We start from the raw sequence: 17,852 nt of genomic DNA on the forward strand, positions 1-17,852 counted from the left end.
AACAAAATGAAAAAAATAATTTATTGTTTAGCAATTTTAGGAACAACAATGATGAGTTGTAACCCTAATGAAGACATCTATAACGAATTAGATGCACAAGCAAGTCCAATTGTTGGTGACGCCGTTTATACGCTCACAGATGATGATTACGATGCTTTAAGTTTAAACTATGGCAATTTTAATTCAACAGAAGATGCCAAGGATATGATTCCAGCGTTATTGTCAGATATATTTCCTGTTTGGGGACTTGGTTCAAGTGCTTTAGTATCATTTAATATATACAATCCAATTTCTACATATGACGCTGAAGTTTATGAGCTTTCATCAGCAGAATGTAATGCAATCACAGGTCAATCATATGGAAACTTTTCAGACAGTGGACATGTATATGATTACTTAGATGCTACTTACCCTAGCCCAACTGAAGGTGATTTTGTTTCTTTAAGATATGATTACTATTCTGGAAGCGTAAGTACGCTCACAAATGGTTTTTCTTATGAAAACGGAAATTGGAAAAAGTTTACTGGATTTACAGAAGATCAGTACTCTGCAATGGGAGAAGGTTATCCTAACTTTTCAAGTTCAGATGAAGCAGACATTAAAATTCCTGTTGCTTTGTTAGACGTATATCAATTTGACCCAAGAAGTCCTGGCGATGTTGTGTTATCTATGTATGAATTATATATGGGCAGTGGAGTTACGAAAAGTTTTACGGCAGCATATATCTTTGACGGAGTAGCATTTCATCCCTATGAAAACGAAATTGTAGAAACAGTTCAGTTTGGTCATGATGGAGAAAGCTGGGTTCCAGACAATACAATCAAGTATGATCTAACTTCAGATGATGTTGCTTTGATATCAAGTGCATTTATAGATCAATACCCTGGTCCTGCTGATAACGTCGGATATTTTGAAAGTTTTGACAGAAGAACTTCAAGCTCTAATTACTGGTCAGACAGTATGTTACTTGAAGCATTCAATGTATTATTAGATGATATGGATGCTTCTGCTGAGGAAGGACAAAAATATGTTCTTAAATTTGTTGTCTATACTGGTGCAACAGGAAACGAAATCATGAGTCTTATTAAAACGGACGGAATGTGGGTTGTTAACTAATACCCCTATACATTTTTTTTAACATCACAAAAGCCATCTATTTTATAGATGGCTTTATGTTTTAATTTTAATATATTTGAGAATGAAAAAAATTATACCAATTTTCCTTTTTACTAGTTTGTTTATTAATTGTAGTTCGGGAGATGATTCCGGATCAAGCAACCCAGATACAAACAATAATAATAATACAGGTCAGTCTATAGCAGTTGACGACTCCTTTGACGCCCTAGAAGACACCGACTTTATTATTGAAAACTTATTATCAAATGATACCGTTGAGGACAATGCGGTCATAACCTCCTTTGATGAAACCACAGTGGAAGGCGGAACCATAGTTGACAATAGAGATGATACGTATATCTATACTCCAGCCGTTAATTTTATTGGAGAAGATTCTTTTACTTATACACTCTGTGATAACGACTCGCCAGCCGATTGCTCTACAGCAACAGTGACGATCATCGTTGCAGACCAAGGGAATCCAGTTGCGGAAGACGATGCTCATAATGTTTCTCAAAACACTTCTAAAATAATTACCAATCTATTAGAAAACGACACTGTCATTGATGAAGCGGTCCTTTCTTCAATAGATTCTTCCCAAACCTTGGGCGTTGTTGTGTTGAACTCTGATGGTTCAGTAGAATACACACCACCAACAAATTACTTGGGTACGGATAGTTTTATGTATAGTATTTGTGATGACGATACTCCAAACAATACCTGTTCATCGGCTGTGGTATCAATTACAGTATTAGATTCCTTTTCTTTTAATATTCCAGGCGATTTAATCGGTTATTATACAGGAATTCAGTTTGTTGCAGACCCAGATTTAATGTATGCTGAATTAGCAAACCATACATCTGAGAACCATACCACAATATTATCGTACACACAACGTCATGACTATTTATATGATGCGGATGCCGATTTAACAAATACAAATAATGTTGTTTTGATGTATACTGGAGAAACGCGCTATTGGCAAGAATATACTTCTGGTTCAAACTCCCATTCACCTCAGACATTTAATACGGAACACGTTTATCCACAATCTTTATTAGGCTCTAATATTGCTTTAACCGATTTACATCACCTAAGAGTGTGCGATGATGATGTTAATTCAACACGGAGCAACAAAGCGTTTGCAGATGGAAGTGGAGGCAATTACTTGACATCATCTAACGGATGGTATCCTGGCGACGAATGGCGTGGCGATGTTGCACGTATGATCTTGTATTTAAATATACGATATGGGGAGAGTTTTGACTCGGTAGGGGATTTGGACCTCTTTATAACTTGGAACATTGAAGATCCAGTATCAGAATTTGAGAACCAAAGAAATACTGTTATATACTCTGCTCAAGGCAATAGAAACCCTTTTATAGACAACCCTTATTTGGCGACTCTGATTTGGGGTGGTGATGATGCAGAAAATAAATGGAATTAAACAGGTATCTTTACATTTTAAAACTCATAAAACCAAAATCTCATGATCAAAACAGTTCATTCCTATTGGGCCTATTTAGTACTCGCAGTACTTATATTGGCAGTTTCTAAAGCCCTTATAGGCTACTTCGGAAAAAAAGACTACGATGCCAAAGCATTTCGAGTATCCCTATTTACCTTGATTGTTTCACACATTCAATTGCTTATTGGACTGCTGTTGTATTTCACCTCTGAGCGTTTTGGACAGTGGAGCAACTTAGGGGTTGGGGAAGTTATGAAGAATGCAGACATACGCTTATACCTTGTAGAACATCCAATTATTAATATCTTAGCGGTTGCTTTGATAACGATTGGTTATTCTAAACACAAGAAAAAATTAATATCAGGGCCTAAATACAAAACCATCGCGATTTTTTATACCGTCGCCTTAATTTTGATTCTCTCTAGAATTCCATGGAATTCGTGGCCAGTGTAGTACTTATAGAAAAAGCAGCCATTTGGCTGCTTTTTTTATTTAAAAGATGCTATTATTTTAAGCTAATTTCAGCGTTTATTTATCATGTACGGGTTTATATTATCTTTATGTTTAATTAATCCAGTAAAAAAAGATAAAATTTTAGTATCATCACTAACGATAATTGAAGTAATTAACTTGTTTTTTTTAACAACGAAAAAGACATCCTCGCTTTTAGGGTAATTTATATTATATGAACTAAATTTTTCGTTATCAATAAAGTCTTTATAAGACATAATATCAAGCTGTTTCATATCTTTTATTTCACCTCTTAAGAAGTCAATATTAAAATTAAGAAATTTTAATAGTTCAGAATCTGGAATTAAAGAATCTTTTTCTAAATCCAAATATTCATTTATGTTATCAATATTATATGATTTATCTAAAATCACTTTTTCAATAAATTCTGAAATCAACTCTTTTTTTACATCTTCAGTTTTACAACTAAAAGTCACTATAGTCAATAATAATATTAGTTTCATCTTTTTCATTTTTGCTGTTTTAAATTAACATCCTTTATGAGTAGCAGGTGCATTTCCTGCAGTCGTATTTGTTGTAACCCCAGCTGGAGGGGTTAAATTTCTGATATATAATCCAAGTGCTCCAGGGTTAGAGCCACTGCCGCCCGGCCATGTGCCGTTTGCAGCTGGAAGACCAAGACCGCCTAGATTTCCAATCTCTATACCAAAATCAGTACAGTTGTAGTTATTCAAATTATAAGTTGATGTAAAATTAATTGATGCATTAATTATTTGTTGAAGTTGAGCTCCTGTTATGCTAGTTGAAATACTAGCCGTAAAATTTTCATTCCCACTTCCGTCATTTCCTAAAACGGCTGTTCCAGATGTGTTTAATGGACTTATCCAGTCTGAAACCGGGTAATAACCAAAAACACTCGTATTAACTCCTTGAGAAATAGACACAAAAGAATGACCAACATAACTACCGTCGTTTGCATCTCCTGATCCCGGAATAGGCTCCTTGGCATAAACAGTAACTACAGCGTCTTGAGTGGCGTCAAAACATTCAAAAAAATCAGTTAAATCTGTAATAGGATTTTCGGGTCCATCAACAAGTACAATATCATTAAAACTATCAATGTCACTGGTTGTATCCATCATCGCCTCAATAGTGTTTTCAGCAAAGGTTTTAGCTTGAGTGTACTCATAAAAAGAACCGTTGTTTTTTTCGGCTAAAAAATAAAATATGTTTTCTGTCAATTCGTGATCAGATGACAAATAATAAAATTGTGTTCTATTTTGAGCATATAGGGTAAAAGTAAACTGGAAAAAATCATATATTATTTTTTGTTTTACGATATGGTCTACTAAAGTGGTTTGTGACGAAGTAACATAAGAATTTATCTGTGACACATATACCTTTTCATAGTAATCTTTAATAACATTCTTTATTCCAGAAAAATAATAGGCATAATAATTATTAAATGGACTCGCAGAACTTGAAGGGTTATAGGCAGGTATTGTTAAGTCATTTGTTGAAAAGTACTGTACCGGAGTTGTATAGTTATGACCATATCCATATGGTGCGAAATTGTTATAATTTATACCTACAAAAACCCCTGCCGCTTGCAAAGCAGCCATAACATTAGGTGGTAAGGAGTTTAAAGGAGGTAACGCATACCCTACTCCAGATGCTGAAGGACCTCCATAGCCACTATTATTAGAATATGGCACCCATATAACTGTAGCGGGACCGTCATCTTCACATGAACATGTATCTCCACTTCTTGCTGAAGTATTCTTTTTAGAATTAGAATCTATGTCTGTCGTTTCTAAATCAAGGTAGGATATTTTATCCCAAAAGCCATCAAAACTTTGATTATTAGTAGCAACCAGTAACTCTTCGTTTGTTAGTTCATATTTTATTAATTGACTCTTCAATTGGTTGTTTTCGTCATAATAGGTGTGTAAATTAATAATTTCATGAAGATTAGTGTTATCGGTAGGGAAATCTACTTCAAAAGTATATGAAACCTTACCATTTTCATTTTTTATACTATTATAAGCTTCTGTTTTTATTTGGATGTCTTCAAGGTTTATAGGATCATTTTCAGTCCCTTTTCCACTAGATTTCCTCATGCTCTTTGGTGGTGCAATCTCAAATATTTGTTTAATTTTTGATAGGTTTTTCTCCACTTGATTTTTTAAATCAACATTATTTATACTTTCTTTGATTTCAACTTTAATTTGTCCTTGTTTTTGAGTTGTTGAAATAGTCTCATCTTTACTACAGGAATTAAAAGAGAGAAGGGTTAATAAAAATACTAGACTGAAATTTGATAAATTGTTTTTTAGTGTTGTTTTCATAATAATTTAGGGTTTTAAAAATTTATATGATTCAATATTATAAAAACAAAACAATCTTAAAGTCCAGAATTATTAACTTGTTAATGATTTTGGACTAATTTTTTATAGTTATTTGGAGTATGTCCTGTGATTTTTTTAAAAGCATTATAAAAACTTGTCTTTGTATTAAAACCAGATTCAAGTCCAATTGCAGTTATGGTGTATTTGAAATAATCATCATCTAATAATAATTTTATAGCATTTTCAACACGCATATTATTAATATATTCATTAAAGTTATTATCTGTATTAGAATTTATTATTTGAGATAAATACCCTTCGCTCAAGTTGGTCTGTTTAGAAATCATTTTAAGACTTAATTTTGGCTTAAGGTATAACCTACGCTTTAAAATGAGATTATTAATTTCCGAAAACTTATTGGGGTTGATATTTTCTGAGAGCTCATCAATTTCTAATAATTTATTTTGATTTTTTGAAGTGTCTTGATCTTTAGTGATTCTACTTTTTATAATTCTATTTCGGATTTCTCCACGCTCCTCATAAATACTATTTTGAAAAATTGAAGTATAAGCAATCCAATAAATAAGTACAGAAATACCAATCCATAAAGGATAGTATTGATAATATCCACTGGGAAAATAAGATTCAAAAACAGTAAGTGAAAGCAACCACAATATGCAAAGAAAAAAACCAAAGATTAGAATCCGTTTAAGCCAAGTAACTGTGATTGGAATTTCATTAAAAGAGTCGTTCGCTACTTTCTTTTCATAATCTCTTATGTTTTTAAAAACTAAAAAGATGATTACTAATGAGAACAACAGAGAGCCATACTCAATCACAAGATTAAAAAACTCAATAACTTTTGAGTTAACCCTAGCTAAATCAGTCAGTATTTGATAGAAAATAGCAGAAGAAAATGGAACTAATAATAAAAATATATGATGTTTTTTGAAATCATTTTTTAAATAACTTTTCACAAATAAAAAAAACATCGGAACCATTAGGAACTCAAATGGAATAAATATTAGATTGTTGTTTTCATAACCTGGAGACAAGCCAACATCTAAAAGCCAATATTGTAGATTACTAAAACACAATGCTAGAATAGTAAGAGCTAAAAAAATATTTGTTTTAGACTTTAGTTTAGGGTTGAAAAATAATATGAAGCTAAAAATTATCCCATGCACTATACCTAGTACAATTAAAATATTGTAGAAATTGAGGTTAAGTGAATTCATAAATAACTTATTACTGGTTAAAGTTGTGAAAAATAAACATACAATCAAAAATTTCGAGCGAGTTTTTTCCTTTACAAGAAGTTGTTTGTTTATTCCATGGAATTCGTGGCCAGTATAGTACTTATAAAAGAGGCTGTCTGAAAATCAAACAAATCTGTCATTCTGAACTTGTTTCAGAATCTCAGAATATTGGAAATCAATTTGTTCTAGAATCTGAAACAAGTTCAGATTGACAAAACAAAGTCTTTTCAGACAGCCTCTTTTATGAATATAGGTAAGTCGAATTACTCCACTTCTTTAATAACGTGCACATACACAGGAAGGTGATCACTATAGCCCCCAATAAATCCACTATAGGTAAAGCTTCGAAAAGGATAGCCTTTGTATTTTCCTTTTTTATTAATTAAATAAGGTGCATTAAAGATGCCAGCTTTGTAGAACCTAAACGAACTATAATCGTCATCTAGCAGCGGTTTGCTCACCAAAATCTGATCAAATAGAAACCAAACCCCTTTGTACGCATTGGTTCCAATCCCTGTTTTATAGATCGCTTCCATTGGGTTGTAAATCCCCTTGAATCCTACGAGACTTTTATCCCCTTCAGCTTCTAGGATTTTCTTTACACTATCATTATCAGGATTGTCATTAAGATCTCCCATCGTAAATATTTTGGCATAGGGATCGTTGGATTGAAGAGAATCAATCAAACGCTTATTAAGGGCTGCTGCTGCCACACGTTTGGAACGACTTTTGGCTTCTCCACCACTTCTAGAAGGCCAGTGGTTTACAATCACATGGATCAAATCACCCTCTAAATACCCGCTGACCAGCAGTTGATCTCTTGTGTAATCTCTTTTGTCTTTGCTGTCATCCATGAGTATTAGCTCGTGAGTGCTTGAACTTAATGGTGTAAATAATGTTTTTTGATACATTAATGCGACATCAATTCCACGCTCGTCTGGAGAATCAAAATGTACAATCCCATAATCTTTTGATAGTAAAGCAGGATCATTGGCTAAATCTTCTACAACAGACCTGTTTTCTACTTCCGATAGTCCAATGATTGCAGGCGAATTTTTAGACCCTTCACTTCCTATTTGAGAAATAACCTTCGCCATATTTTGGACCTTCTTTTTATAAACTCCCTCCAAATTAGTTTTAAGCTTCATAATAGGGCTAGCCTCATCATATTTATTGGGGTCATTGATCGTGTCAAAGAGGTTTTCAACATTATAAAACGCAACCGTATGAATTTTAAATTTTCTTTTTTCTTGCGCCTGGCCTATTGTAAGACACAACAGGCTGAAAAACAGCAGTGTATTTGAAATAAATTTTTGAGTCATAGTTTTAGTTTAAAGAAAATTGGTTTTTAAGTTGTTCACAAAAGTAAAGAAATTAAAACAAGAAGTATATTTTTGTTTTAGACATATAATTTTTTAACCCAAATTTATTAATATGAACACACCCAATTTATGCGGTCTGTTTGTGTTTTTTAATATTTTCTTTTCGTTCGCTCAGCAAACAATAGTGCAGGGGAGTATTAAAGATATGCTAACAGACCAACCCCTTGAAGGGGTATTAGTGCATTTTGAACACACGCAACTTAATACGCTCACCGACGCATTAGGCGAATTTAAGTTTTCTTCAAATGTTCCTCTTGGAGAACAATTTCTTTCTCTAAAGAGAGTCGGCTATCTAGTTGCACGCTATCCTATTATTGTCTCAGAAGGACAAATATTGGACATTCAAGACATGATGCTTGAAGTAGACAATTCAGATGACGATTTGTTTACGATTACATTATCAGATGATGAGTTAAATTCTGATACGAGCGGTGCAGACAATATTACCGGATTGTTAGCCTCCTCTCAGGACATATTTCAACGCGCAGCAGCCTTTGAATTTAGTTCCTCCTTTTTTAGAGTTCGTGGACTCAATTCCGATAATGGAACTGTGTTGATGAACGGTATCGAAATGAATAAAATATACAATGGAAGACCACAATGGAGCAACTGGGGAGGTTTAAATGACATCCTTAGAAACCAAGAGTTAACCACAGGTCTAGCGCCTTCCTCTTATAATTTTGGAGGGATCTTAGGAACCACCAATATTAACCTAAGAGCATCTGAATACCAAAGTGGTTCTCGTGTCACCTATTCATCTTCTAACAGAAGTTACACCAACAGAGTCATGGCAACCCATGCTTCTGGGGTGGTGAAAGGGGACTGGTCTTATGCATTTTCTTTAGGAAGACGTTGGGGTAATGAAGGCTATCAAGATGGAACATTTTACAATGCAAATTCATTTTTTGTAGCAGTTGAAAAGAAAGTAAACGATAAGCATAGCTTAAACTTTACAGGATTTTATACACCAAACAAGCGTGGAAAATCATCTCCAAATACGCAAGAAGTGTACGATCTAAAAAATATTAAGTACAACGAATATTGGGGTTACCAAGATGGTGAAAAACGCAACTCGCGTGTCAAACGGATTGCAGAGCCTGTTTTGATGTTGAACCATTACTGGGACTTCACAGATAAAACAAGTCTAAACACCAATATTGCTTACCAATTTGGAGAGCTCGGAAATAGCCGTTTGGATTATGCCGGTGGTGCCAATCCAAGTCCTTCTTATTACCAAGGCTTGCCAAGTTATTTTTTGGCAGACACGGACGGACCTGATTTAGCGGGTGCTTATGACGCTTACCAAAATTTCACGGAAGAAGGTCAATTAGATTGGAACCGTCTTTACGACGCCAACGTCACCAACAATATTACAGGGGATAATGCGGCCTATGTGTTGTATGAAGACCGTAGTGACGACACACAATTATCGGTGAATACCATCATTAACTCAGAAATCTCTGAACATGTAACCTTAAATGCAGCCATCAACTACAAACGTCTAAAGTCGCATAATTTTGCAGAAATCATTGACATGTTAGGAAGTACTACAGGCTATTTAAATATAGATTCTTTTGACCAAGTTCAGTTTGACTTGCAAAACCCAAACCAAATTGTTGGCGAAGGCGACACCTTTAGATATAACTACAACTTAGAGGCGAACATACTTAGCATGTTTGCACAAGCTCAGTTTACATACAATAAGGTAGACTTTTTCTTGGCGGTCAGCAATACTAAAACGAGTTACCAAAGAGAAGGCCTGTATCAAAGTGAAGTTTATGCAGACAACTCACTAGGTAAAGGCGAAAAAGTAGAGTTTACAGGCATCGGTACTAAAGGTGGATTCACGTATAAATTTTCTGGAAAGCATTTATTAGTTGCCAATGTGGGTTATTTAACAAAGGCACCAACCATTCGTAATACCTTTTCTAGTTCAAGAGATAACCATACCATTGTAGGAGACCAATCGGGCTTTGGTATTAACGAAGAAAAAATCAGCACGTTTGATCTGAACTATATTTATAAATCTCCGATTGTCAAAACAAGATTGACGGGGTATTTCACCAAGATGCAAGATGCGAATGAAGTTTCGTTTTATTATGCAGATGGAATTAGTGGAGTGGATTCAGGCACTGCTTTTGTACAAGAAGTTCTTGAAGGAATTGACAAAAGACATTTAGGAATCGAATTTGGGATTGAAGCGCAAGTGACGCCAACCATTAAATTAACAGGAGTTGCTTCTGTAGGTCAATATACCTATGACAACAATCCAAATTTATTATTAACTTCTAGTGACTTTATTGATGGATTAAATTTCGGGGAAGCGAACTTGGAAAATTATAAAATTGCAGGAGGCCCACAACGGGCTGCTTCTTTAGGTTTTGAATACCGCGACCCTAACTACTGGTGGTTTGGTACCACGGCAAACTTTATGTCCAATGCTTATGTTGATGTGTCTCCTTTAACGCGTACTGAGAATTTTTATCTGGATACGGATGGGATTCCATTTCCAGACTACGATCCAACACTTGCAAAAGAGTTGCTAAGACAAGAAAAATTTGATTCTTATATGCTATGGAATGCCGTAGGAGGGAAGTCTTGGAAAGTGGGTAACAAGTACATCAGTCTGTTTGTAAGTTTAAACAACATTTTGAATACCCAATTTAAAACGGGTGGATTCGAGCAAGGGCGTAACGCTAATTTTCAATCTTTAAAAGAAGATACGAGTGCCCCAAAACGACGTTTTGGACCGAAATACTGGTTTGGTCGTGGGACCACTTACTTCATAAACCTTAATCTTAGATTCTAATAACACAAAAAATATAAACACATGAAAACAATTAATTTCAAAAACTATCTACGAGCACTCTTCGCGAGTGTTGCTATTGTGTCTTGTGTACAAGACGACGATTTTTCGGTCCCAGAAAGTTTAGGGGATGAAGAAAACAAAAATTTAAAGACTCTTTTAGAGCGCATTGAAACTGGACACGTCCAGTTAATTACAATCGAACAATTAAAAAGTCAGTTTTACTCAGGAGAAGATGCCACTTTAATTTCTTCAGAAATAGCCATTAAAGGCTTTGTTTCTTCATCGGATTTAACAGGGAATTTTTATAAAGAATTTTTTATTCAAAATTCAACAGAAAATGCAACAGATGCAATTAAAATCTCATTAAATCAAGTCAATTCATACAATCGGTTTAATAAGGGTAGAGAAATTTATATTTACTTAAAAGGATTGTTTTTAGGAGAGGTAAAAAGCGGAGATGGTGTATATACGATTGGAGGAAATACTAAGGACGGTGAAGTTGAGACCTTGACCTCAAACAGGTATCCATCTCATATTTTTAGATCTGCAAGTACAGAAATGATTATTCCAAAATCAGTGTCCATACTTGAAAGCAAGGATATAGGGGTTTTCGTTACTTTCGACAAGGTCGAGTTTCCAATCAGCTCTGTAGGTCAGCCTTTTGTTGATCCAGCAGATGATTATGACAGTCATAAAAACGTTCAACGTTGTTCAGGCTTTTCGTATTACAATTTTATATTAGAAACGAGTTCATTTGCAAGTTTTAAGAACGAAGTTATAACTGATGGAGGCGGCTCCATTTCTGGGATTGTGTCTAAAACCTACAACGGTTCAGAATTGGTTTTAGTTTTAAATACTACAGAGGATGTAGAATTAAATTCATCTCGTTGTACTCTATCAGATTCGAATGAGTTTTCAGTTATTTTTGAAGATGATTTTGAGTCCTATCCAAATAATTCGTCAATAACGGGTGTTTGGAACAATTTTATAGAAGCCGGAAGCAAAAAATGGAAAATTAAAACAACAACTGACAGTCAAAATCAAGGAAGTAAAATCGCTCAAATAGGAGCCTATAATTCTGGAGACCCTTCTAATATTGCTTGGTTAATTTCGCCACCTATTAACTTGGACTCACAATCAATAGAGTTTATCAACTTTCAATCATCCAACAGTTTTAGTGACAATAGCAATTTGGAATTGCTAATTTCAACAGACTGGAATGCCACCAACTCAGGAGTTATTTCAGCGACATGGTCAGCCCTGCCAGGAATTATAGTTTCGGATTCAGAATCTTATCAGAACTGGATTGACTCTAGCTATATAGATTTAAGTGCTTATTCTGGAACGGCCTTTATTGCTTTTAAATACACTGGTGGGGGGACCAATAACAGTGGTACTTTTGAAATTGACAACTTTCAAGTCATCACTCAGAATTAGTATTTTATATCTCAAAATAAGGGTTGAAATCACAGGGTTTTTTCTATATTGGCAACTATGAATTTTTTCAATCAACTTTATCTGACCGTTTTTAACCGTTTTAAAGGCCGTTACAAACAAAAAGCGAATACGATAGCCTTGTTCTATACTTCGGTGTTACAAATCGCGCTGTTGTTTCTAGGTGGCGTGTTCTTTATTAAGTTCTTAGAACAAATGAAAGTTGTGGTCATGTCCAGTTCCAATACATGGATTCTTTTTGTCTTGACAGCGGTGTTTATCCACTTTAAAAACTGGGTGAATTACAGCGGTCGCAAACGCCGTGTGTTAAACGCCAAACTGTCCAACAAAAAAGACTTGGGCTATTCCACGTTTATTCTTATTGTATTGCCCATCGCCATTATTGCCTTATCCGTTTTGTTTTATAAAGCGGTTTAAATAAAAAAAGCCCTTGCTACCGATTCCTATCGTGTGGCTTACAAAATTTATTTGGAACGCGAATGGATTGACTTCGTCGAATCTTCGATTTCGCGCACCAACAGCCGGGGGGCATAAATAGTTTAGTTTTCAATTTTTTGAAAAATTATAGTTTTCCCATCTGACTCGGGATTGTCTAATAATCGTAATACCTGATCTTCAAATTCGTATTTATAGTCCCTACTATCAACGGATAAAGAGTCATCTGAAATGATATTATAAGAATAAGAACCATTTTGGTTAAGAGGCAATAAATTGTTTAATGGAGTAACTAATAATGTAACATCTATTGTATTGTCTGAGTTAAAGGTCCAAATGATGTCTCCATTATCGTAAGCATGTGGTTGTCCTAATCCTGGATGTAATGACATTAGCGACCAGCGACCAACCAAATCATTCGTTTCTTCTCTTGATTCCTCATTTCTATTACAGCTTGTAATAACAACCAGACTTAAAATTAAAAGTATTGTTTTCATGATTTAAAAATTTAAAAGGTTAGAAAAGCCCTACAAATTTATTGCTCCGTAACTATTTCTTTAGTTGTTTTGGGTATTTTAACAATATGAAAAGGCTGAGTTATTACTGTACTAAAAAATTCTGTTTCCTGAGTTGATATGGTAATGTTATCTTCATTTTCTATTATGGTATTAATGACGACCTCCCAACCATTGCTTTTGATTTCTAAAAATACTGCAACAATCGAATAGGTTTCAAAATCAATATTAGTTTCAGGGAAAGTATCAGAAATATTGTTTACGGAGTCCATTTGATTCATAAGATTTTGCCATTCTGTTTGGTTATTAATCAGAAGGCTTGTTTGTGAGATGTTTTCAACACCATTTCCAAACAACGCTCCTTTACCAATTTCAGTAAAAGTAATTTCAGTAGATTGAAATGGCGTTTGAGGGTCACTATTATTACAACCTAAAGAAAGAAATAAGCTTAAAATTAGAGTTATTGTTTTCATGTCTTTGTATTTATTGTTTCTAATTGGTCACATGTTACATCCATTTGATCATTTTCCTTGGGTATCAAGTTTTAGTTATGGACGTTTCATGATTTAAAAAATTTAAAAGGTTAGAAAAGCCCTACAAATTTATTGCTCCGTAACTATTTCTTTAGTTGTTTTGGGTATTTTAACAAAGTGATATGGGCGTGTAGGCATTTGTGTAGCATCTCCATTATTTAGTTTATCAATTACAACTACTATGTTTTCGGCATTTTCAGTGATAGAAACAATATCGATACTATGACCTCCAGTCGGTTGTGGCATATCAAAAGCAGCAATAACGATATGCTCGTCAAAATTTACAATTGCTTCATCGGGTATTGCTGCTATTGACCAAACATCGGCAACAAAAGTATTCCATGAAGTTGAATTATCAAATGTTTCAATATGTCGTGTAGGATTGTAATTTCCGTTAAATAGTTCTCCTTTACTAATCAGTATTGGTGTTATTTCAGTAGATTGAAATGGCGTTTGAGGGTCACTATTATTACAACCTAAAGAAAGAAATAAGCTTAAAATTAGAGTTATTGTTTTCATGATTTAAAAATTTAAAAGGTTAGGATTAAAGCCCATGTATGTCATGGGCTTTAAAAATATTATTGTTTAATTAACGTTTTAGCATCAACAATTGTGCCATCACAGACCAACGCAACCGTGTAAAACCCGTTGGAATAGCCGGAAAGGTTTAGGATTGTTTGGGTGCTTTCGGTATCTAAAACATAATTGTTAGACGTTCCATCTGAGCCGTACTGACCTATAACCATTAGATAGGCAGAGGTTACCCCATTTAGGATATAACTCACTTGAATTTCATTAGTCATAGAATACGTAGCGATTTAAATAGAATGTGGTAACGTGTGTGTACCAAGAATTGATCTTGAATAAATAAAACAAAAAAAGACTCGAGATACGGGCCTTTTTTATGGGTTTATGTTAAAGTGTTTTTCTTATTTTTTTCAACATTGTTATGTTGCGTTAATTGTAAATCAAAATCAATAAAATGGGGAACATAATTACTGAAATAACAAGTAAATGTAAATAATTTTTATCCTCTTTCAGTATCTTTTTTATAATTCTAAATGAAATAAACAAAACGAATATTTTACAAATTAATAATATCCACAGTTTATCTAAATCCTTTACAAAATCATAACACAATTCTAAATCATGAGTTTTACTGTATAGGAAGTTATATGTAAAATATAATTCAGAGATAAATCCTATTGAAATTAAGGAAACAAAAACATAGTTTAGATTTTTATTTATTGGTTTACAAAAAAGGTATATCCAATAAACAGCCATAACGAAAGTTAATTCTAATCCATATCGAACTACACTAAATAAATAGGCGTTTTCTAGACTAACTTCGAAATAAGTATGAATAATTTTATTTGTGCTAACCGACATTATCACTAATGAAATTGAGCTAAACACAAAAGCAATAATTATAAATATAAATTTAATCAGATATTTCATTTAGCAACATTTGTTTTGATAGCCCTTTATAGCTATTTAAATCATTTATTAAGTCATCTAATAGAGCCTTAGAATTTGTATCAGAGACATTGTTTTTTAGTGTTTTCAAAATGGATTCAACTTTATTTCCAAAATCAATGTCTAAAATAATTTCTCTAGGAGTAGTTTCATCTGATAGAAAGGATTTTATTTTAAGATCTGTTGTTGGAAGCATTTTTAAAATTGATATTCCAACAATAGTATTGAATTCAGTTTTATCTAAAGAAGCACTTAGAGCGTAATAAAAATCAATATATTTTCTTCCTTTTTCTGAATTATGTAATAGACTTTTGAAATTATGTCTTAACGTATCGTCACCAATTAATCTTTGGGTTGCTTCATTCGTATTAAATATATTAGATTCCCCATTATTAAGAATTTCATTTAATAAAACATCACCATTTTCATATAAACTTATATCTTCAATACTACTGTCAATAATATCTTCCTCCCTAAATTCACAGTGCCCACTTGTACATGCAAAGGATAAAAAAGGACATTCACCTGAAGAATTACCTTCACAAATTCCTATGTATTGACAGCTACCTTCGTCATAGTCTCTATTTAAAGAATTTTCACTAACTCTACTCAAATTTGTTTCATTTCTTAAATCATGAACTGTATTTAAATATTTTAACTTAGCATAAAAAGCAGGGAAATCACCCTGCTGCGCAAAGTCTCCCTGCTGCGCAAAGTCTCCCGACTTTGAGCTTATATAACTTTCATAACTTTTCCGTTAAAAATTCATTTTAATACTTCATAATTTACATTTCATTTTATATTTTTTATGTTCTGCGAAGTCGGGAGACTTTACAGAGCTTGCGAGCTATTAATAATAAAATGCAAAATGAGTATTAACAGCTCCAGTTGTGACATTATATCCAAACCCAATATTTGGATTAGTAAAATTCTGCTGATAATAATTTATAGCTGTTTTACCCAATTCCACATCCTTGGAAGCGTCTATGTTAATCGTTGTACTTGAAGTTCGAGTTACAGAGTTACTGAAGTCTGCGCCAGCTTCAAAATTCTCACCTATACTTAAACTTGCAGAAACTTTGGTTGTATTAGTTATACTAATAGAGTTCGTCTGAGAAACGTCAACTGTAATGTCATCATGTTCATAGATAGCCATACTAATTGCACTACCATATTCATTGCCATCCCATGTTCCATTAGGACTTAAAGGTAGATATCTAGCTTGAGAATAAATTCCCTCTTCTGATAAACTTATTGGTATATCGTAATAAATAGGAAAGGCTTTTAGATAAAACCCATTGCCATTAAAAATGACATCTGGCATTTCAGATTGTAAGGGAGAACCATAATGAGTTTGTATTTCAAAAAAATTAAAAAATGTGCCAAAGAAAACAAATTTCCAATCGGATGGTGGGCAAAATTCATTCTGCATCAAATTGCCACACATTGAGGCAACAGAAAATTGATAATGTAGCGACATAACATCTTCTCCACCTGGTTGATTATTTAATCCTATGAAGGTTGATAAATTTGTTAATTTAAATCCTTCAATTACGTTTTTTTCAGTTCTACAATCTCTTTCATATACAATATTACAGTTCATACTTTCTGAACTATCGGGTAGTAGAATAGCACACAATCGAGCATTAATCAAATCTTCATTAAGTGTTATTTTATCTACAAAATCGTAGCTTTCATTTGAGTGAATAGTGTAGTCTTGTCTATTGAACTCTGAACAAGCAGAAAGTAATGGAAAATTATCATCATAAAAATCATCTCCCCAAAATGTAGTACTCGTGTTTTTTTTAACTGGGATTAAACGCTCACTTTCTTCTATTTGTATGGGTAAATAATTAGAAATAACATTTGAATTACTAACCGACCTATTTGCTAAGTTTTGTGTACCGTTCTTAAAGTAAACGACTTTTTTTTTATACTTAGTTAAACAAGGATAAACAGCAAACTCTAGCTCTAACTCATTATTCCCTAAAACAGCTTCTGTCCATTGGGGTATTTTAATTGCTAGATTAGGTAATAAGGTATTAATATTGGTGATAAGATTTTTTTTATCCTCATTTTTTGAGTGAAATTCTAAAAGCAAGTCCTTCAAAGATTTTCCGTCTGAAAATAGATTATCTTTTTGCTTAATATAAAGGATCTCTGTTGTTTTATTTTCTGGATTAATTAATTTTGAGAATAGTTTGTCATTGAATGTAGGATTGTTAATTAAAAAACTACTGATTGCCTCTCCAACAACAACTTTTATTTTGTCTTGATTGGAAAGATTATCATAATTAAAATCTAAATCATCTAAAACAACTTCATTAACATCAAGTGCAGGCGCTGGTGCTTCTTTATAATCATCAACTGAGCAAGAATAAACTAAGCAAAAAATAATCATTAAATAAATAATATTAATTACATTTTTCATAATATTTAATTTATCAATTTAGGTGAAAAATAAATTATTAAGTCGTTATTCTTCGTTGTGGGCTTTCCACAGGTTCGACTTTTTGACACCTATTTTTCACTTTCTTAGAGGGTAAACTCCTAATTTTTAATTCCCGTAAGCCGGATGGTCTTGA

16 protein-coding genes are annotated in these 17,852 nt (G+C 33.4%); 6 read left to right on the forward strand and 10 right to left on the reverse strand.

The window, feature by feature from the left end; genetic code table 11:
* Window positions 1-6: 6 nt before the first annotated feature.
* The 3 genes from FORMB_RS07405 to FORMB_RS07415 all read left to right on the forward strand — a co-directional run bounded on the left by FORMB_RS07405 (window position 7) and on the right by FORMB_RS07415 (window position 3,037).
* Window positions 7-1,116, forward strand: coding sequence for a hypothetical protein (locus tag FORMB_RS07405; RefSeq protein ID WP_069676847.1), 1,110 nt, complete (start codon window positions 7-9; stop codon window positions 1,114-1,116).
* Between the two features lie 82 nt (window positions 1,117-1,198).
* On the forward strand, window positions 1,199-2,563 hold the full coding sequence (locus tag FORMB_RS07410; RefSeq protein ID WP_069676848.1) for an endonuclease: 1,365 nt from the start codon (window positions 1,199-1,201) through the stop codon (window positions 2,561-2,563).
* Between the two features lie 42 nt (window positions 2,564-2,605).
* On the forward strand, window positions 2,606-3,037 hold the full coding sequence (locus tag FORMB_RS07415) for a hypothetical protein (protein WP_069676849.1): 432 nt from the start codon (window positions 2,606-2,608) through the stop codon (window positions 3,035-3,037).
* Between the two features lie 68 nt (window positions 3,038-3,105).
* On the opposite strand, the gene FORMB_RS07420 is transcribed toward FORMB_RS07415, so the two are convergent.
* The 4 genes from FORMB_RS07420 to FORMB_RS07435 all read right to left on the reverse strand — a co-directional run bounded on the left by FORMB_RS07420 (window position 3,106) and on the right by FORMB_RS07435 (window position 7,984).
* Window positions 3,106-3,567 carry a hypothetical protein gene (locus tag FORMB_RS07420; protein ID WP_157498095.1) on the reverse strand — a complete coding sequence of 154 codons (462 nt, stop codon included), beginning with the start codon at window positions 3,565-3,567 and terminating at the stop codon, window positions 3,106-3,108.
* A 15-nt stretch (window positions 3,568-3,582) separates the two neighbouring features.
* Window positions 3,583-5,403 (reverse strand): hypothetical protein, encoded by a 1,821-nt coding sequence (locus FORMB_RS07425; protein ID WP_069676851.1) that lies wholly within the window; start codon window positions 5,401-5,403, stop codon window positions 3,583-3,585.
* Window positions 5,404-5,483: 80 nt separating this feature from the next.
* Window positions 5,484-6,641, reverse strand: coding sequence for a helix-turn-helix domain-containing protein (locus tag FORMB_RS07430; RefSeq protein ID WP_069676852.1), 1,158 nt, complete (start codon window positions 6,639-6,641; stop codon window positions 5,484-5,486).
* Window positions 6,642-6,925: 284 nt separating this feature from the next.
* Complete coding sequence (locus tag FORMB_RS07435) at window positions 6,926-7,984, reverse strand: endonuclease/exonuclease/phosphatase family protein (protein ID WP_069676853.1); 1,059 nt, start codon at window positions 7,982-7,984, stop codon at window positions 6,926-6,928.
* A 112-nt stretch (window positions 7,985-8,096) separates the two neighbouring features.
* On the opposite strand from FORMB_RS07435, the gene FORMB_RS07440 reads away from it, so the two are divergent.
* Genes FORMB_RS07440 through FORMB_RS07450 form a run of 3 tightly spaced genes read left to right on the forward strand, consistent with a single transcriptional unit; the run spans window position 8,097 to window position 12,725 of the window.
* Window positions 8,097-10,853: a TonB-dependent receptor gene (locus FORMB_RS07440; RefSeq protein ID WP_157498096.1), complete on the forward strand. Its 2,757-nt coding sequence runs from the start codon at window positions 8,097-8,099 to the stop codon at window positions 10,851-10,853.
* Between the two features lie 21 nt (window positions 10,854-10,874).
* Window positions 10,875-12,290, forward strand: coding sequence for a DUF5689 domain-containing protein (locus FORMB_RS07445; RefSeq protein WP_069676854.1), 1,416 nt, complete (start codon window positions 10,875-10,877; stop codon window positions 12,288-12,290).
* A 57-nt stretch (window positions 12,291-12,347) separates the two neighbouring features.
* Window positions 12,348-12,725: a hypothetical protein gene (locus tag FORMB_RS07450; protein ID WP_069676855.1), complete on the forward strand. Its 378-nt coding sequence runs from the start codon at window positions 12,348-12,350 to the stop codon at window positions 12,723-12,725.
* 122 nt (window positions 12,726-12,847) lie between these two features.
* Here the strand turns inward: FORMB_RS07450 and FORMB_RS07455 are convergent, their stop codons facing one another.
* The 6 genes from FORMB_RS07455 to FORMB_RS07485 all read right to left on the reverse strand — a co-directional run bounded on the left by FORMB_RS07455 (window position 12,848) and on the right by FORMB_RS07485 (window position 17,698).
* The gene (locus tag FORMB_RS07455) at window positions 12,848-13,240 is read right to left on the reverse strand and encodes a hypothetical protein (RefSeq protein ID WP_069676856.1); all 393 of its coding nucleotides are present in this window, start codon (window positions 13,238-13,240) and stop codon (window positions 12,848-12,850) included.
* Between the two features lie 38 nt (window positions 13,241-13,278).
* On the reverse strand, window positions 13,279-13,731 hold the full coding sequence (locus tag FORMB_RS07460) for a protease complex subunit PrcB family protein (RefSeq protein ID WP_069676857.1): 453 nt from the start codon (window positions 13,729-13,731) through the stop codon (window positions 13,279-13,281).
* A gap of 129 nt (window positions 13,732-13,860) precedes the next feature.
* Window positions 13,861-14,310 (reverse strand): protease complex subunit PrcB family protein, encoded by a 450-nt coding sequence (locus tag FORMB_RS07465; RefSeq protein WP_069676858.1) that lies wholly within the window; start codon window positions 14,308-14,310, stop codon window positions 13,861-13,863.
* Between the two features lie 59 nt (window positions 14,311-14,369).
* Window positions 14,370-14,594, reverse strand: coding sequence for a hypothetical protein (locus FORMB_RS07470; RefSeq protein WP_069676859.1), 225 nt, complete (start codon window positions 14,592-14,594; stop codon window positions 14,370-14,372).
* Window positions 14,595-15,232: 638 nt separating this feature from the next.
* On the reverse strand, window positions 15,233-15,880 hold the full coding sequence (locus FORMB_RS07480) for a hypothetical protein (RefSeq protein WP_069676861.1): 648 nt from the start codon (window positions 15,878-15,880) through the stop codon (window positions 15,233-15,235).
* A 237-nt stretch (window positions 15,881-16,117) separates the two neighbouring features.
* Window positions 16,118-17,698: a hypothetical protein gene (locus FORMB_RS07485; RefSeq protein WP_069676862.1), complete on the reverse strand. Its 1,581-nt coding sequence runs from the start codon at window positions 17,696-17,698 to the stop codon at window positions 16,118-16,120.
* Window positions 17,699-17,852 lie beyond the last annotated feature (154 nt).

The organism is Formosa sp. Hel1_33_131, from assembly GCF_001735745.1.
In the GTDB taxonomy this organism is placed as follows: Bacteria; Bacteroidota; Bacteroidia; order Flavobacteriales; family Flavobacteriaceae; genus Hel1-33-131.

Excerpts from the sequence above, each read along its gene's own strand:
- FORMB_RS07470 (WP_069676859.1), bottom strand. The coding sequence starts at position 14,594 with ATGACTAATGAAATTCAAGTGAGTTATATCCTAAATGGGGTAACCTCT.
- FORMB_RS07410 (WP_069676848.1), top strand. The coding sequence starts at position 1,199 with ATGAAAAAAATTATACCAATTTTCCTTTTTACTAGTTTGTTTATTAAT.
- FORMB_RS07485 (WP_069676862.1), bottom strand. The coding sequence starts at position 17,698 with ATGAAAAATGTAATTAATATTATTTATTTAATGATTATTTTTTGCTTA.
- FORMB_RS07455 (WP_069676856.1), bottom strand. The coding sequence starts at position 13,240 with ATGAAAACAATACTTTTAATTTTAAGTCTGGTTGTTATTACAAGCTGT.
- FORMB_RS07430 (WP_069676852.1), bottom strand. The coding sequence starts at position 6,641 with ATGAATTCACTTAACCTCAATTTCTACAATATTTTAATTGTACTAGGT.
- FORMB_RS07420 (WP_157498095.1), bottom strand. The coding sequence starts at position 3,567 with ATGAAAAAGATGAAACTAATATTATTATTGACTATAGTGACTTTTAGT.
- FORMB_RS07425 (WP_069676851.1), bottom strand. The coding sequence starts at position 5,403 with ATGAAAACAACACTAAAAAACAATTTATCAAATTTCAGTCTAGTATTT.
- FORMB_RS07450 (WP_069676855.1), top strand. The coding sequence starts at position 12,348 with ATGAATTTTTTCAATCAACTTTATCTGACCGTTTTTAACCGTTTTAAA.
- FORMB_RS07460 (WP_069676857.1), bottom strand. The coding sequence starts at position 13,731 with ATGAAAACAATAACTCTAATTTTAAGCTTATTTCTTTCTTTAGGTTGT.
- FORMB_RS07465 (WP_069676858.1), bottom strand. The coding sequence starts at position 14,310 with ATGAAAACAATAACTCTAATTTTAAGCTTATTTCTTTCTTTAGGTTGT.
- FORMB_RS07405 (WP_069676847.1), top strand. The coding sequence starts at position 7 with ATGAAAAAAATAATTTATTGTTTAGCAATTTTAGGAACAACAATGATG.
- FORMB_RS07440 (WP_157498096.1), top strand. The coding sequence starts at position 8,097 with ATGAACACACCCAATTTATGCGGTCTGTTTGTGTTTTTTAATATTTTC.
- FORMB_RS07415 (WP_069676849.1), top strand. The coding sequence starts at position 2,606 with ATGATCAAAACAGTTCATTCCTATTGGGCCTATTTAGTACTCGCAGTA.
- FORMB_RS07445 (WP_069676854.1), top strand. The coding sequence starts at position 10,875 with ATGAAAACAATTAATTTCAAAAACTATCTACGAGCACTCTTCGCGAGT.
- FORMB_RS07435 (WP_069676853.1), bottom strand. The coding sequence starts at position 7,984 with ATGACTCAAAAATTTATTTCAAATACACTGCTGTTTTTCAGCCTGTTG.